Raw genomic sequence first — 16,171 nt, 5'->3', positions numbered from 1 at the left:
TGGGTGTGGACCTGATCTCCGCGGAGGCGACGGAGTTGTTCGTCGGCCCGCCGGACACGCCGCTGCAGCTGCTCCGGGTGGCCTATGCGGGCGCCACCACGGCGACGCCGATCCGCGTCGAGGGCGACGGCCTGTCCGGCGAGGCGGTGGCTGCGCCCGGCGACGGCGTCGTCGAGGTGCCGGTGCGGGTGCAGCGCCCCGTCGTCGGCGAACATCGGCCGGCACGTGTGTCCGACACCGAGTTTGACTTCGTGGTGGCCGAACCCGGCTGGACCATGCACATGATCAGCCACTTCCACTACGACCCGGTGTGGTGGAACACCCAGGCCGCCTACACCAGCGTGTGGACCGAAGACCCGCCCGGGCAGTGCCGTCAGACCAACGGCTTCGATCTGGTGCACGCCCACCTCGAAATGGCGCGCCGCGAACCGGAATACAAATTCGTGCTGGCCGAGGTCGACTACCTCAAACCGTATTGGGACACCCACCCGCAAGACAGGGCCGACCTGCGCCGGTTCATCGCCGACGGCCGAGTGGAGATCATGGGCGGCGCCTACAACGAGCCCAACACCAACCTGACCAGCCCGGAAACGACCATCCGAAACTTCGTGCACGGCATGGGGTTTCAGCGTGACATCATGGGCGCCGACCCGGCTACCGCGTGGCAGCTCGACGTGTTCGGGCACGACCCGCAGTTCCCGGGCATGGCGGCCGATGCGGGGCTGACGTCGTCATCGTGGGCGCGCGGGCCGCATCACCAGTGGGGTCCGATGGCCGGCGACGGCGATCCGGAACGGATGCAGTTCAGCAGCGAATTCGAATGGATCGCCCCGTCGGGGCGCGGCCTGCTCACGCATTACATGCCCGCGCACTACTCCGGCGGGTGGTGGATGGATTCTTCGGCGTCGCTACAGGAGGCCGAAGCCGCCACCTACCGGCTGTTCACCCAGCTGAAAAAGGTTGCGCTGACCCGCAATGTGCTGCTGCCGGTCGGCACGGACTACACGCCACCGAACAAGTGGGTCACCGAGATCCACCGCGACTGGAACGCGCGCTACACCTGGCCGCGATTCGTCTGCGCGTTGCCCTCCGAGTTCTTCGCCGCGGTGCGGTCCGAACTTTCCGAGCGCGGGATCAGCCCGTCGCCGCAGACACGTGACATGAACCCGATCTACACGGGCAAGGACGTCTCCTACATCGACACCAAACAGGCCAACCGGGCCGCCGAGGACGCGGTGCTCGACGCCGAACGGTTCGCGGTGTTCGCCGGGCTGCTCGGCGGGGCCACGTATCCGCAGGCAGCACTGGCCAAGGCGTGGGTGCAGCTGGCGTACGGCGCGCACCACGACGCCATCACCGGATCGGAATCCGATCAGGTCTACCTCGACCTGCTGACCGGCTGGCGCGACGCCTGGGAGCTGGGGCGGACGGCGCGAGACAACGCCCTGGAACTGTTGTCGAGTGCGGTCGACGGGTCGGTGGTGGTGTGGAATGCGTTGGCGCACAATCGCACCGATGTGGTCACCGCGCGACTGCAGACGCCGCTCGGTGCCGGTGTGCGGGTGTTCGACGCCGACGGTGACGAGGTGCCCGCGCATGTGGAGCACAGCGGACGCTCGGTCAGCTGGTTGGCGCGTGACGTGCCGTCGCTGGGCTGGCGGGCCTACAAATTCGTGGCCGCGACCTCCGCCGCCGGCTGGGAACCATTGGCCGGTAACGAGATAGCCAACGAACACTACCGGCTGTCGGTCGACGGAAGCCGCGGCGGCGGGGTGAGCTCGCTTGTCGAACTGGTCTCGGGCCGCGAGCTGATCGCCGACGGCGCCGTCGGCAACGAACTGGCGGTCTACGACGAGTATCCGGCGCATCCTCAGGCGGGCGAAGGCCCCTGGCATCTGCTGCCCAAGGGGCCGGTCGTCTGCTCGTCGAGTCTGCCCGCCGAATCGGTGCAGGCCTACCGCGGGCCGCTGGGCCGGCGTGTCGTGGTGCGCGGCCGCATCGGAAACACGTTGCGCTACACCCAAACTCTGACGTTGTGGGACGGCATCGCGCGAGTGGACTGCCGCACCACCATCGACGAGTTCACCGGCGTCGACCAGCTGGTCCGGCTGCGCTGGCCGTGTCCGGTGCCGGGTGCGGTTGCGGTGAGCGAGGTCGGCGACGCCGTCATCGGCCGCGGCTTCGGGCTGATGCACGATCGCGGCTCTACGGAAGCCGTTGACGCAGCCCAGCATCCGTGGACGCTGGACAACCCCGCCTACGGCTGGTTCGGGCTGTCGTCGGCCGCGCGGATCCGTGTCGGCGATGCCGTGCGCGCCGTCGCGGCCGCCGAAGTGGTGGCGCCGACGGAAGCCGCGTCGAACGTCTCCGCCCGCGATCTGGTGGTCGCACTGGCCCGCGCCGGCGTCACCGCCACATGCAGCAGCCCCGACAAACCGCGCTACGGCGACCTTTCCGTGGACTCCAACCTGCCCGACGCCCGGTTCGCGATCGGTGGCCCGGACGAAAACGCCTTCACCGCAGCGGTGTTGGCCGACGCCGACCCGGCGTACACCGAGGAGCTCAAGCGTCAGCTCTACGCCACCGGCGCGGCCAGGGTGTGGGTGCCCGCCGCCGCGCCGCTGCTGGGCCAGTGGGTGCCCGACGCTGACCTGCGGGGCGTGCGGACGCTGCCGGTGCTGGTGCTCGCCGGCGGGGACGCGGTGGCCGCTGTGGTGGACGACCTTGCCGACGCGGAGATTTCGGTCGAGCAGCAGGCGCCCAGCGAGATCGAGGCCTTCGAATCGCGCACCGTCGCGCTGCTCAACCGCGGCGTGCCGAGTTTCGCCGTCGACCCCGACGGCACGCTGCACACCTCCCTCATGCGCTCCTGCACCGGCTGGCCGTCCGGCACCTGGATCGACCCGCCGCGTCGCACGGCACCGGACGGCTCGAACTTCCAGCTGCAGCACTGGACCCATGCGTTCGACTACGCGCTGGTCTCCGGCGACGGTGACTGGCGACACGTACGGCTGCCGGCCCGCAGCGCGGAGTTCGGTCGAGAGCTGTTGGCGGTCACCGGCCATGGCGAGCCCGCTGGTGGCCTGCCCGCGTTCGGCTCGCTGTTCGAGGTCGAACCCGCCGACACCGTCGCGTTGGGCGCGCTCAAGGCCGCGGGCAACCCGCTGGTGAGCGGCAGCGGTCAGCCCGTCGACCCCAACGACGGCGTCGCCATCAGGCTTGTCGAAACCTGCGGCACCACAGCCGATCTCGCAGTCCGCTCGGGCCTTCGTAGAGTGACCACCGCGGCCCGGGTCGACCTGTTGGAACAGCCGCGACTGCAGCAGCTCGAGGCGGACGGCCTGCAGCTGCACGGGTACGAGATCGCGACGGTGCTGACTCGACTGAACATGCCCAAGATCCTCGACGCCGACCACGCCGTGCTGGCACCCGACGCCGAAGCCGCCCAACCGCTTTACGCCCGGTACTGGCTGCACAACCGCGGGCCGGCGCCGCTCGGTGGGCTGCCCGCGGTTGCGCACCTGGAGCCTCAGTACGCGGACAGCGAGCCCAATTCCGAAGTGCTGCTGCGGCTTACCGCCGCCAGCGACTGCACCGACGCAGCGCTGCACGGCCGCGTGCGGCTGGTCTGCCCGGACGGCTGGACTATTGAACCCGACAAACTGCCGTTTGTGCTGCCGCCCGGCGAATACCTCGAGACCGACCTCGCTGTGACGGTGCCCGCCGTGGAGCCCGGCCTGTATCCGGTGCGGGCCGAGCTCGTCGTGACCGGCAGCGACACCGCCGGGATGCCGCCCGCGTGGCGCCAAGTCGTCGAAGACGTGTGCATCGTCGCGGTCGGCGACCCTGCCGAAGCGCAGCTGCTGCGGCTGGACAGCGAGCCCGAACCCGTCGACGTCCGGGCCGGCGAAACCGCGCGGCTGGCCGTCACCGTCGGCACCGACGCGCATGCCGAGCTCGCGGTCGAGGCGCATCTGATCAGCCCGTGGGGAACCTGGGAATGGATGGGGCCGGCCGCAATCGGGGCCGCGTTACCGGCCCGCGGCACCGTCGAACTCGGCTTCGATGTCGCCCCGCCGGTGTGGGTGGAGCCCGGCGAATGGTGGGCGCTGATCCGGATCGGCTGCGCGGGACGGCTGATCTACACCCAGGCAGTGCGGGTGACGGTCCGATGATCGCGGCGACCGTGGGCGGTGTGCCGGTGACGGTCGAGGACGTCGACGCCCGCGAAAACGAGCTTCGCAGCACGAGACTCGCCGCCGCGCTGCCGCGGCCGGGCACCAGCGAGGGCCGACAGCTGCGGCGCTGGCTGACCCAGCTGCTGGTGGCCGAGCGCGTGGTGGCGTCAGAGGCCCGGGCCCGCGGGGTGAGGGCCGACGGCGCGTCGGCCGAAGATCACCTTTTGCCCGATATCGCCGCCCGGCTCGACATCGGCAGCATCGCCGCGTCGGTGCTGGCCGACCCCATGGCGCGGGCGCTGTTCGCACACCTGACCGCCGGGGTCGACGTCACCGAGGAGCAGGTGGCCGCCTTCCACGCCCGCAACCCGCATCGCTTCGCGCCCACGCCTGTCAAACCTGTTGTGCGCCACGGTTGGCGGAGCCGCGCGCCAGATCCTCCGGCGCTCGACGAGGTGCGGCCCGCGATCGCCGCCCACCTTCGCGCGGCGGCCCAGCGGCGCGCATTCCGGCTCTGGCTCGACGCGCGGTGCGCCGAACTGGTCGAACTCGCGCCGGGCTACGAGCATCCCGGCGACCCACGCCAGCCTGACAACACCCATAGGCATTGATGCGCGAGCTCACCCTGGCCATCGACATCGGCGGCACCAAGATCGCCGCCGGCCTCGTCGACCCCGACGGCACGCTGGCCCACCAAGCGAAACTGCCCACCCCCGACGCCGACGCCGAGCAGGTGTTCGCGGTGGTGGAGCAACTGGTCACCGAGGCGCTGGCCGAGGCGGGGGGAGCGGTGTGCGGCGTCGGCGTGGCGTCGGCGGGGCCCATCGATCTGGGCGCCGGGACCATCAGCCCGATCAACATCCCCACGTGGCAACGCTTTCCGATCGTCGAGCGGGTCGCCAGGAAAGCTGGAGTGGCCGCGGCGCAGGTCCGGCTGGGTGGTGACGGGCTGTGCATGGCGCTCGGCGAGCAGTGGCGGGGCGCGGGCCGCGGCGCGCAGTTCTTGCTCGGCATGGTGGTGTCCACCGGTGTCGGTGGGGGATTGGTGCTCGACGGCGCCCCGTACGACGGACGCACGGGCAACGCCGGCCACGTCGGCCATGTCGTCGTCGACCAGGGCGGGGCGCAGTGCGCCTGCGGTGGCCACGGCTGCGTCGAAACCATCGCCGCCGGCCCGCGCATGGCGCAGTGGGCCCGGGACAACGGCTGGGACGCACCGCCCGAGGCCGACGCCAAGGAGCTGGCCGACGCCGCGAACGCCGGAAACGCCGTCGCGCTCAAGGCGTTTCGGCGCGGCGCGACCGCCGTCGCCGCGATGATCGCCTCCGTCGGCGCGGTCTGCGATCTGGAGCTCGTCGTCATCGGCGGCGGAGTGGCCAAATCCGGTGCGCTGCTGTTCGATCCGGTGCGCGAGGCGCTGACGTCCTACACCGGGCTGGCGTTCCTGCACGGTCTGCGGGTGCTGCCGGCCGAACTCGGCGGCGAGGCGGGTCTCGTCGGGGCCGCGGCGCTCGTGCGCCTAGCGGGCGCTCGTCGCGCGTGAGCGTGAAGTTTCATCCGCGACGCGCCGTGACGGGCGTATGAGAATGCACAGTCGACCCGGCAGGACCGGGCAGGCCAGCGAAAGCACCGTTTTGGCTGATCGGCGGGCGGCAGGCTATCCTTGACCGGTTCCACCGAAGACCGTCGGTCACCGAGTTATCGGTTGAAGGTCCGGGATATCCCGGCGGCCCACGCAGGAGGACGAGGCTATCGCTATTGCGCCCCGACCTGTCTGCGTCGGGGCGTTCGTCATTTCCGGCCACCTTGCGGTTCACGGGGAACACCCGACACCGACCACAAGGAGGCATGCATGGCCAAGGCTGACAAGGCCACCGCGGTCGCCGAGATTGCCGAGCAGTTCAAGGAGTCGACGGCCACCGTCGTCACCGAGTACCGCGGCCTGACCGTGGCCAACCTCGCCGAGCTGCGTCGCTCGCTGGGCGACTCGGCCACCTACACCGTCGCCAAGAACACGCTGGTGAAGCGTGCGGCGGCGGAGGCGGGTATCGAGGGCCTCGACGAGCTGTTTTCCGGCCCGACGGCGATCGCGTTCGTCAAGGGCGAGGCCGTCGACGTTGCCAAGGCGCTCAAGAAGTTCGCCAAGGACAACAAGGCGCTCGTCATCAAGGGCGGCTACATGGACGGTCACGCGCTGAGCGTGTCCGAAGTCGAGCGCATCGCCGACCTGGAGTCGCGCGAGGTGCTGCTGGCCAAGCTGGCCGGCGCGATGAAGGGCAATTTGGCCAAGGCCGCCGGCCTGTTCAATGCGCCCGCATCGCAGGTGGCCCGACTGGCCGCCGCCCTGCAGGAGAAGAAGGCCGCGCAGGAAGCCGCTTAACCCCATCCGCAACTAGCCCGTAAGAAAGAAATCAGAAAGGACCCACATCATGGCGAAGCTGAGCACCGACGAACTGCTCGATGCGTTCAAGGAAATGACCCTGCTGGAGCTCTCGGAGTTCGTGAAGCAGTTCGAGGAGACCTTCGAGGTCACCGCCGCCGCTCCGGTCGCAGTCGCGGCCGCCGCGGGTGCCGCCCCGGCCGCTGGCGCCGAGGCCGCCGGCGAGGAGCAGTCGGAGTTCGACGTCATCCTCGAGTCGGCCGGTGACAAGAAGATCGGCGTCATCAAGGTCGTCCGCGAGATCGTTTCCGGCCTGGGCTTGAAGGAGGCCAAGGATCTGGTCGACGGCGCACCCAAGCCGCTGCTGGAGAAGGTCGCCAAGGAGGCCGCCGACGAGGCCAAGAGCAAGCTCGAGGCCGCTGGCGCCACCGTCACCGTCAAGTAAGAAACGACACCCAGACACAACTGTGGGGTCGGCCCGGTCACGGGTCGGCCCCACAGTTGCGTCTGGGCCGTCTGTGCGCCGCCCTGGCAAATTTTTGACCCTGCCAGGTTTCAAACCGCGGCCAAGATGTAACCCCGCACAACAGTGTTGCGGCAATCGGGCGTAAGCTACAGTGACTCAAGCCACAGGCGGGAGGGCAGGTGGCGGGGTGAATACTGGCGGAAGGATCGCGCGTGGGCATTGCAATTCAAGTCGAGGGCCTGACCAAGTCCTTCGGCCCCCAGAAAATTTGGGAAGACGTCACGCTCGAGATGCCCGCGGGAGAAGTGAGCGTTCTGCTCGGCCCCTCAGGTACCGGCAAATCGGTCTTCCTGAAGTCCCTCATCGGCCTGCTGCGTCCTGAGCGCGGCAAGATCATCGTCGACGGCACCAACATCATCGAGTGCTCGGCGAAAGAGCTCTACGAGATCCGCACGCTGTTCGGCGTCATGTTCCAGGACGGCGCCCTGTTCGGGTCGATGAACATCTTCGACAACACCGCTTTCCCGTTGCGTGAGCACACCAAGAAGAAGGAAAGCGAGATCCGCAACATCGTCATGGAGAAGCTCGAGATGGTGGGCCTCGCCGGTGACGAGAACAAGTTCCCCGGCGAGATCTCCGGCGGTATGAAGAAGCGCGCCGGCCTGGCCCGCTCGCTGGTGCTCGACCCGCAGATCATCCTCTGCGACGAGCCCGACTCGGGTCTTGACCCGGTGCGTACCGCCTACCTGAGCCAGCTGCTCATCGACATCAACGCGCAGATCGACGCCACGATCCTGATCGTCACGCACAACATCAATATCGCCCGCACGGTGCCGGACAACATGGGCATGCTGTTCCGCAAGCACCTGGTGATGTTCGGTCCGCGCGAGGTGCTGCTGACCAGTGACGAGCCCGTCGTCAAGCAGTTCCTCAACGGTCGCCGTATCGGCCCCATCGGTATGTCCGAGGAGAAGGACGAAGCGACGATGGCCGAAGAGCAGGCGATGATGGAGGCCGGCCACCACGACGGCGGCGTCGAGGAGATCGAGGGCGTGCCGCCGCAGATCGTCGCTACGCCGGGCATGCCGGAACGCAAGGCCGTCGCACGGCGCCAGGCCCGCGTCCGCGAGATGCTGCACACGCTGCCGCCCAAGGCGCAGGCCGCGATTCGCGACGATCTCGAGGGCACGCACAAGCTGCCGGTGCACACGCTGCCCGAGCCCGACGTGCCGACCTCCCGGCACCACCGCCTCGAGGACGACGAGCCCACGGCGTCGATCCCGGTACAACGCGAGGGGTAGCCGGCAATGAGCGTCGAGCACAAGGTCGGCGTTCAAAAAACAACGTTCTGCCGGATCTGCGAGCCGCTGTGCGGCATGGTCGCGACCGTTGACGACGGTCGGCTGGTCGCGCTGCGTCCCGATAAAGACCACCCGCTGTCGAGCGGTTTCGCCTGCCAGAAGGGCATCGCCTTCACCGAGGTCGTCAACGACCCCGACCGCGTCACCACCCCGCTGCGCCGGACCGCCGACGGCTTCGAGCCGGTCAGCTGGGACGAGGCGATGTTCGACATCGCCGCCCGCCTCGCCGACATCCACCGCCGGCACGGATCCGGTGCGATCGGCTGGTACTTCGGCAATCCCGGGGCGTTCAGCTACTCGCACACACTGAGCCTGTCGATGCTCATGGCCGGGCTGGGTCCGCGGTTCCACGTGTTCACCGCCGGCTCCCAAGACGTCAACAACCGTTTCGTCGCGAGCCAGCTGCTCTACGGCACACCGCTGGCGCTGCCGGTGCCCGACGTGTTGCGCACCGATTTGCTGGTGGTCATCGGCGCGAATCCCGTTGTGTCGCATGGCAGCGTGCTGACGGTGCCGCGGATCAAGGACCGGATGCACGACATCGTCAAACGCGGTGGCCGCGTGGTGGTGGTCGACCCGCGGCGGACCGAGACCGCCGCGCAGTTCGAATGGCTCGGCATCATCCCCGACGGCGACGCGTTCCTGCTGCTGTCGCTGCTGCACGTGATGTTCGGCGAGAACCTGGTGAACCGGGGGCGGCTGGCGCGGCAGGCGCGCGGCGGGGTGTGGCTGGAACGGCTGGCGCGCCCGTTTCGCCCCGAGTCCACCCAGCCGCACACCGGCATCGAACCCGACACGGTGCGCGCACTGGCCCGCGATCTGGTCCGCACCGAGCGCGCCGCAGTGTATGGCCGCGTCGGCACCAGTACCGGTGAAAACGGCACGCTCACAACGTATTTGCTCGACGCGGTCAACTTGGTGGCGGGGAACCTCGACGTGCCAGGCGGCAGCATGTTCGGCCGCTACGGGCTACCCGCGGAGCGGCTCTTGATGAAGGCCGGCGGCGCGTTGATGCGCACCGTCTACACCCGCAAGCGGTCGCGGATCGGCGGGTTCCCGTCGGTGCTGGGCTCCGAGCCGGCCGGGGTGATGGCCAAGGAGATCACCACGCCCGGGCGCGGTCAGGTCAAGGCGCTGTTGGTCAGCGCCGGCAACCCGGTGCTGTCGGTGCCCAACGGCGACGAACTCGAGCAGGCGCTGGGCACGCTGGAGCTCATGGTCGGCATCGACCTCTACGTCAACGAAACGCTGGCGCACTGCGATTACGTGCTGCCCGCGGCGTCGATGTACGAGCGCGACGACTTCCCGCTGCCGTTCCAGACGTTGCAACCCACGCCGTTCCGGCAGGCCACCGAAGCCGTCATTCCCCCGGTCGGGCAGTCCCGGCCAGAGTGGGAGGTCATCGACGAGCTCACGCGTCGGCTGTGGCGCCGAACCCCGGGCCTGCTATCGCTGGCTGTGCTGCGAAAAGCGTTGGAACTGTTCGGTGTTCAGCTCAGACCGCGGTTGCTGGTGGATGCCGTCATCCGGCTCGGCGAGGGTGGCGACCGGTACGGGCTGCGCCGCGGGTTGAGCTTTTCCACACTGGCCGCCGACTATCCCCACGGCAAGGTGCTCGCCGAGCACCTGCGCGCGGGCGTGCTCTCCGACACCGTGGTGTACCGCGGCGGGCGGGTGGTGCTGGCCCACGACGAGATCGCCTCCGAAGTCGCGGCCCTGACCCGCCGCAGCGTGCCCGACGGGTATCCGATGCGGTTGATCGGCATGCGCGAGAGCCGCTCGGAGAACACCTGGATGCACAACGCGCCGCTGCTGATGCGGGGCAACCGCAGGCAGCACGCCATGATGCACGTCGACGACGCCGCCGCGGCCAACGTCGTCGACGGCGACGTGGTGCGAGTGGTGTCGCCGCACGGCCAGATCGAACTGCCCGTCACGGTTACCAAGGACATCGTCGCCGGCGTGATCGCGGTCCCGCACGGTTGGGGACATAAGGGCACCGGCGGCTGGCGACTGGCCAACGGCGCCGGTGGCGCGAACGTCAACCAGCTGATGTCCAGCGCGCCCGAGGATCTCGAGAAGCTGGCCGGGATGGCCCGGCTGACCGGTGTCCCGGTGCGCGTCGAGCGGGTCTGACCCCGACGCGTCGGCCGATCTGCCCTTGCGGAACCGCGATTTACGCTAACGTCACCGACCATGCGTCGGGGGATCGTGTTATGGCTCGCGGGAGGAGCCATCGCGGCAGGCGTTTCGGCGGCGATGCTCGCCGGGGCAGCCGTCGCCGCCGCAGACACCGATTCATCGTCTGATTCCGGCGCCTCGACTTCCTCGACATCGTCGACATCCGCTTCGCAATCGGAATCGAAAGCGGACAGCAAGAAGCAGGAATCGCGCAGCGTTCAGACGAGCCCAAAATCGAGTGAAAAACCCTCGCGCACAAGCAGATTTGCTGACAAGTCGCGAACGCTGAGCCGTTTGGCCGTCAAGGCCTCCGCTGAACAACCGGCTGAGGCGGAGGCGAGCCCGCAGCCGCGAACCGCCGCCAAGACACGGGTGGCCCGCTGGCTCGGCGCCGCCAAACAGGCCGTCAAGGTCGAGGTGGACGCCGAGGTGGTCAACGCCAACCAAAAGACGCCGCCGGCACCCGTGGCCCGAACGCAGCGCAAGCCGGCACCCGTCATCGCCGACGTGGCGAAGCGCGTCGTGCAGGTTGTGACGAACACCGTCGACGACACGGCCAAAGCACCACTGCCAAGCGCGCCCAAGGCCGCGGCCGCCCCGCCCGAGCTGCCGTCACCGGTCGAGGTGATCGGCTCGCTCGTCTTCAACGTGTACGGCGCGGTCATCAAGGTCGCCGTAGGACCGCCGAAGCTCCCTCCGGGCAGCACCGTCACCGTGAAGAGTTCGACGCTTGAAGTCGCCGACGGACACGTCGTGCCCGCGGACTGGTATTACCCGGCGGGCGACGAGCCGCCGGAGCGGATGATTTACCTCCAGCACGGCTTCCTGGCCAGCGGACCGATGTACAGCTACACCGCCGCATATCTCGCCGAGGCGACGAACAGCGTCGTCGTCGCACCGTCGCTGACCTCGAATCCCTATGCGCGCGACTCACTTTGGCTCGGCGGGGACGGCATGCACCGGGCGGTGGCCGATCTGTTCGTCGGCGACCGCGAGGCGCTGACGCAAAGTGCGCTGGCGGCCGGATACGCCGAGCAGTACGGCCTGGATCCCGCGACCGCGGTGCTGCCGCGACGGGTTGCGTTGGTCGGGCATTCGCTCGGTGGCGGCCTGGTGGCGGGCGTGGCCGGCTACATGGTCGACAACGGCACGGCCGACGACCTGGTGGGGGTGATTCTGCTCGACGGTGTGCCGCCCGACGGGGTGTTACCCAGTGCGCTGACCAAGTTGGCGGCCTACGAGAAGCGCACCGGCCGATATATCCCGGTGCGCGAGATCGGCGCCCCGCCGAACAACTTCAACTCCGGCAGCACTGTGAACGAGGACCTGGCCGCGGCCCGGCCGGACAGGTTCAACGGCGTCGTGCTGGTCGACGGCACGCATATGGACGGGATGCAAGGCGGAAACCCACTCATCCAGTTCGCGGCGTACCTCGTCGCGGGCTTCCCGACGGCGCAGAACCCACCGGCCGTGCAGGAACTGGCCGTGACCTGGCTCGATGACTGGTTCCAGGGCCGGACCGGCGTCGGCGACGACCTGGTCCCCGGCTCGACGATCGAGATCGAGACGCCGAAGGGCACGGCGCGTGGCATCGTGATCGGCCAGCCGGTGCCCGCCGCCGGCGTCGCGCTGGCCGCCTGACGCGTCGAGATCAGGCAGAAATCGGCGAACGCCGGGGCGGAGAATCGGCGCGCCGGGGGGTGAGAAATCAGTCACATTGCGGTCACGACTCATCCACACTTCTGGCGCGTCACCTCTTGACGGAAAGGCCCAAACGAGCCAGTCTGTTGGGCAGCATGTGTGCATGGGTTAAGGACGCCAGCCAGCGCCCAGTTATCCCCCCATGCGGTGGTTGAGGAATGCGCCGTCCTGCGCTATTGTTGGACGTTGCGCTGGCTGCCTCCTGCCCACCTATACCCGCACCTGACATCGTGGTCCTAGCCTGAGCCTCGTTTCTGCTCAGTGATCTAGCTGCGTGCCGTGCGTTCGGGGATGTTCTGGACAGGTAGAACGCCAGCCGAACCGACGCAGATAAAGCGGCACTTCGGGCCGGCCCAGGCCGACCCCGGAATCGTCGCATGAGGTGCTGGAAGGATGCATCTTGGCAGTCTCCCGCCAGAGCAAAACAGCCGTAGCTACCACCAATAACTCCGTTCCCGGAGCACCCAACCGAATTTCTTTTGCCAAGCTCCGCGAGCCGCTCGAGGTTCCGGGGCTGCTTGACGTACAGACCGAGTCGTTCGAGTGGCTGATCGGGTCCGACGCGTGGCGTGAAAAGGCCAAGGCCCGCGGCGACGTCGACCCCAAGGGCGGTCTGCAGGAGGTCCTCGAGGAGCTCTCGCCGATCGAGGACTTCTCCGGCTCGATGTCGCTGTCCTTCTCCGATCCGCGCTTCGACGAGGTCAAGGCGCCCGTCGACGAGTGCAAAGACAAGGACATGACGTACGCGGCCCCGCTGTTCGTCACGGCCGAGTTCATCAACAACAACACCGGCGAGATCAAGAGCCAGACGGTGTTCATGGGCGACTTCCCGATGATGACGGAGAAGGGCACCTTCATCATCAACGGCACCGAGCGTGTCGTCGTCTCCCAGCTGGTCCGTTCGCCGGGCGTGTACTTCGACGAGAGCATCGACAAGTCCACCGAGAAGACGCTGCACAGCGTCAAGGTGATCCCCGGCCGCGGCGCGTGGCTGGAATTCGACGTCGACAAGCGCGACACCGTCGGCGTGCGCATCGACCGCAAGCGCCGCCAGCCGGTCACCGTGCTGCTGAAGGCGCTGGGCTGGACCAACGAGCAGATCACCGAGCGGTTCGGCTTCTCCGAGATCATGATGAGCACCCTGGAGAAGGACAACACCGCCAACCAGGATGAGGCGCTGCTCGACATCTACCGCAAGCTGCGCCCGGGCGAGCCGCCCACCAAGGAGTCCGCGCAGACCCTGCTGGAGAACCTGTTCTTCAAGGAGAAGCGCTACGACCTGGCCCGCGTCGGCCGCTACAAGGTCAACAAGAAGCTCGGCCTCAACACCGACAAGCCGGTCGGGTCGATGCCGACCACGCTGACCGAAGAGGACGTCGTCGCGATCGTCGAGTACCTGGTGCGCCTGCATCAGGGTGATCAGACGATGACGGCGCCCGGCGGGGTCGAGGTGCCCGTCGAGGTGGACGACATCGACCACTTCGGCAACCGTCGCATCCGTACGGTCGGCGAGCTGATCCAGAACCAGATCCGGGTTGGCCTGTCCCGCATGGAGCGTGTGGTCCGCGAGCGGATGACCACCCAGGACGTCGAGGCCATCACGCCGCAGACGCTGATCAACATCCGTCCGGTGGTCGCCGCCATCAAGGAGTTCTTCGGGACCTCCCAGCTGTCGCAGTTCATGGACCAGAACAACCCGCTGTCGGGTCTGACCCACAAGCGCCGCCTCAACGCGCTGGGCCCGGGTGGTCTGTCCCGTGAGCGCGCCGGCCTTGAGGTGCGCGACGTGCACTCCAGCCACTACGGCCGCATGTGCCCGATCGAGACCCCGGAAGGCCCGAACATCGGCCTGATCGGTTCGCTGGCCGTGTACGCGCGGGTCAACCCGTTCGGCTTCATCGAGACGCCGTACCGCAAGGTGGTCGACGGCAAGGTCACCGACGAGGTCGTCTACCTCACCGCCGACGAGGAGGACCGCCATGTGGTGGCGCAGGCCAACTCGCCGCTGGACGACGACGGCCACTTCATCGAGGACCGCGTGCTGGTCCGCCGTAAGGGTGGCGAGGTTGAGTACGTGTCCAGCTCCGAGGTGGACTACATGGACGTCTCGCCGCGCCAGATGGTGTCGGTCGCGACGGCAATGATCCCGTTCCTCGAGCACGACGACGCCAACCGTGCCCTGATGGGTGCCAACATGCAGCGTCAGGCGGTTCCGCTGGTGCGCAGCGAAGCCCCGCTGGTCGGCACCGGCATGGAGCTGCGCGCCGCGATCGACGCCGGCGACGTCGTCGTCGCCGACAAGGCCGGGGTGATCGAGGAGGTCTCCGCCGACTACATCACCGTGATGGCCGACGACGGCACCCGGCAGACGTACCGGATGCGCAAGTTCGCCCGGTCCAACCACGGCACCTGCGCGAACCAGCGTCCGATCGTGGACGCCGGGCAGCGTGTCGAGGCGGGTCAGGTCATCGCCGACGGGCCGTGCACCGAGAACGGTGAGATGGCGCTGGGCAAGAACCTGCTCGTGGCGATCATGCCGTGGGAGGGCCACAACTACGAGGACGCCATCATCCTCTCCAACCGCCTGGTCGAAGAGGATGTGCTCACCTCGATCCACATCGAGGAGCACGAGATCGACGCCCGTGACACCAAGCTGGGCGCCGAGGAGATCACCCGGGACATCCCGAACGTCTCCGATGAGGTGCTGGCCGACCTCGACGAGCGCGGCATCGTCCGCATCGGCGCCGAGGTCCGTGACGGCGACATCCTGGTCGGCAAGGTCACCCCGAAGGGCGAGACCGAGCTGACGCCCGAGGAGCGGCTGCTGCGTGCCATCTTCGGTGAGAAGGCGCGCGAGGTGCGCGACACGTCGCTGAAGGTGCCGCACGGTGAGTCCGGCAAGGTCATCGGCATCCGGGTGTTCTCCCGCGAGGACGACGACGAGCTGCCCGCCGGTGTTAACGAGCTGGTCCGCGTCTACGTCGCGCAGAAGCGCAAGATCTCCGACGGCGACAAGCTGGCCGGACGCCACGGCAACAAGGGCGTCATCGGCAAGATCCTGCCCGTCGAGGACATGCCGTTCCTGCCCGACGGCACGCCGGTCGACATCATCCTGAACACGCACGGTGTGCCGCGACGGATGAACATCGGCCAGATCCTGGAGACCCACCTCGGGTGGGCGGCCAAGAGCGGCTGGAAGATCGACGGGAACCCCGACTGGGCCGCCAAACTCCCCGCGGAGATGGCCGATGTCGAGCCGGAGACCATCGTGTCCACGCCGGTGTTCGACGGGGCCCGCGAGGAGGAGCTGCAGGGGCTGCTGTCGTCGGTGAAACCCAACCGCGACGGCGAGGTGCTCGTCGACCCCGACGGCAAGGCGGTGCTGTACGACGGCCGCAGTGGCGAACCGTTCCCGTACCCGGTGACGGTCGGCTACATGTACATCCTCAAGCTGCACCACCTGGTGGACGACAAGATCCACGCCCGCTCCACCGGCCCGTACTCGATGATCACCCAGCAGCCGCTGGGCGGTAAGGCGCAGTTCGGTGGCCAGCGGTTCGGCGAGATGGAGTGCTGGGCCATGCAGGCCTACGGCGCGGCGTACACGCTGCAGGAGCTGTTGACCATCAAGTCCGACGACACCGTCGGGCGGGTCAAGGTGTACGAGGCGATCGTCAAGGGCGAGAACATCCCCGAGCCGGGCATTCCGGAGTCGTTCAAGGTGCTGCTCAAAGAGCTGCAGTCGCTGTGCCTCAACGTCGAGGTGCTGTCTAGCGACGGCGCGGCGATCGAGATGCGTGACGGCGACGACGAGGACCTGGAGCGCGCTGCGGCGAATCTGGGAATCAACTTGTCCCGCAACGAATCTGCCTCTGTTGAGGACTTGGCCTAATTAGTTATTCTA

At 68.2% G+C, this 16,171-nt stretch carries 9 protein-coding genes; all 9 read left to right on the top strand.

What is annotated here, in order from left to right:
- Positions 1-5 precede the first annotated feature (5 nt).
- On the top strand, positions 6-4,175 hold the full coding sequence (locus CWS39_RS05365; protein ID WP_102141868.1) for a glycoside hydrolase family 38 N-terminal domain-containing protein: 4,170 nt from the start codon (positions 6-8) through the stop codon (positions 4,173-4,175).
- Positions 4,172-4,789 carry a DUF7158 domain-containing protein gene (locus CWS39_RS05360; protein ID WP_102141867.1) on the top strand — a complete coding sequence of 206 codons (618 nt, stop codon included), beginning with the start codon at positions 4,172-4,174 and terminating at the stop codon, positions 4,787-4,789. The genes CWS39_RS05365 and CWS39_RS05360 overlap by 4 nt, the downstream gene beginning before the upstream one ends.
- Positions 4,789-5,721 carry an ROK family protein gene (locus tag CWS39_RS05355; protein WP_102141866.1) on the top strand — a complete coding sequence of 311 codons (933 nt, stop codon included), beginning with the start codon at positions 4,789-4,791 and terminating at the stop codon, positions 5,719-5,721. Before CWS39_RS05360 ends, CWS39_RS05355 begins: the two co-directional genes overlap by 1 nt.
- Before the next feature lie 309 nt (positions 5,722-6,030).
- The gene (gene rplJ, locus CWS39_RS05350; RefSeq protein ID WP_102141865.1) at positions 6,031-6,558 is read left to right on the top strand and encodes a 50S ribosomal protein L10; all 528 of its coding nucleotides are present in this window, start codon (positions 6,031-6,033) and stop codon (positions 6,556-6,558) included.
- 49 nt (positions 6,559-6,607) lie between these two features.
- Positions 6,608-7,003 carry a 50S ribosomal protein L7/L12 gene (gene rplL / locus CWS39_RS05345; protein ID WP_102141864.1) on the top strand — a complete coding sequence of 132 codons (396 nt, stop codon included), beginning with the start codon at positions 6,608-6,610 and terminating at the stop codon, positions 7,001-7,003.
- 233 nt (positions 7,004-7,236) lie between these two features.
- On the top strand, positions 7,237-8,325 hold the full coding sequence (locus CWS39_RS05340) for an ABC transporter ATP-binding protein (RefSeq protein WP_102141863.1): 1,089 nt from the start codon (positions 7,237-7,239) through the stop codon (positions 8,323-8,325).
- A gap of 6 nt (positions 8,326-8,331) precedes the next feature.
- A complete protein-coding gene (locus tag CWS39_RS05335) occupies positions 8,332-10,521 on the top strand; it encodes a molybdopterin-dependent oxidoreductase (RefSeq protein ID WP_102141862.1) in 2,190 nt (729 codons plus the stop codon).
- 339 nt (positions 10,522-10,860) lie between these two features.
- Positions 10,861-12,207, top strand: a complete 1,347-nt coding sequence (locus tag CWS39_RS05330) for an alpha/beta hydrolase family protein (RefSeq protein WP_102141861.1) — start codon at positions 10,861-10,863, stop codon at positions 12,205-12,207.
- Between the two features lie 460 nt (positions 12,208-12,667).
- Positions 12,668-16,159: a DNA-directed RNA polymerase subunit beta gene (gene rpoB / locus CWS39_RS05325; RefSeq protein WP_431306087.1), complete on the top strand. Its 3,492-nt coding sequence runs from the start codon at positions 12,668-12,670 to the stop codon at positions 16,157-16,159.
- The last annotated feature ends 12 nt before the right edge of the window (positions 16,160-16,171 follow it).

It is taken from the genome of Mycobacterium hubeiense (assembly GCF_002838065.1).
GTDB lineage: Bacteria > Actinomycetota > Actinomycetes > Mycobacteriales > Mycobacteriaceae > Mycobacterium > Mycobacterium hubeiense.
This window is presented reverse-complemented; position numbering and strand designations above follow the sequence as displayed.

Excerpts from the sequence above, each read along its gene's own strand:
- rplL (WP_102141864.1), top strand. The coding sequence starts at position 6,608 with ATGGCGAAGCTGAGCACCGACGAACTGCTCGATGCGTTCAAGGAAATG.
- CWS39_RS05360 (WP_102141867.1), top strand. The coding sequence starts at position 4,172 with ATGATCGCGGCGACCGTGGGCGGTGTGCCGGTGACGGTCGAGGACGTC.
- CWS39_RS05335 (WP_102141862.1), top strand. The coding sequence starts at position 8,332 with ATGAGCGTCGAGCACAAGGTCGGCGTTCAAAAAACAACGTTCTGCCGG.
- rplJ (WP_102141865.1), top strand. The coding sequence starts at position 6,031 with ATGGCCAAGGCTGACAAGGCCACCGCGGTCGCCGAGATTGCCGAGCAG.
- CWS39_RS05355 (WP_102141866.1), top strand. The coding sequence starts at position 4,789 with ATGCGCGAGCTCACCCTGGCCATCGACATCGGCGGCACCAAGATCGCC.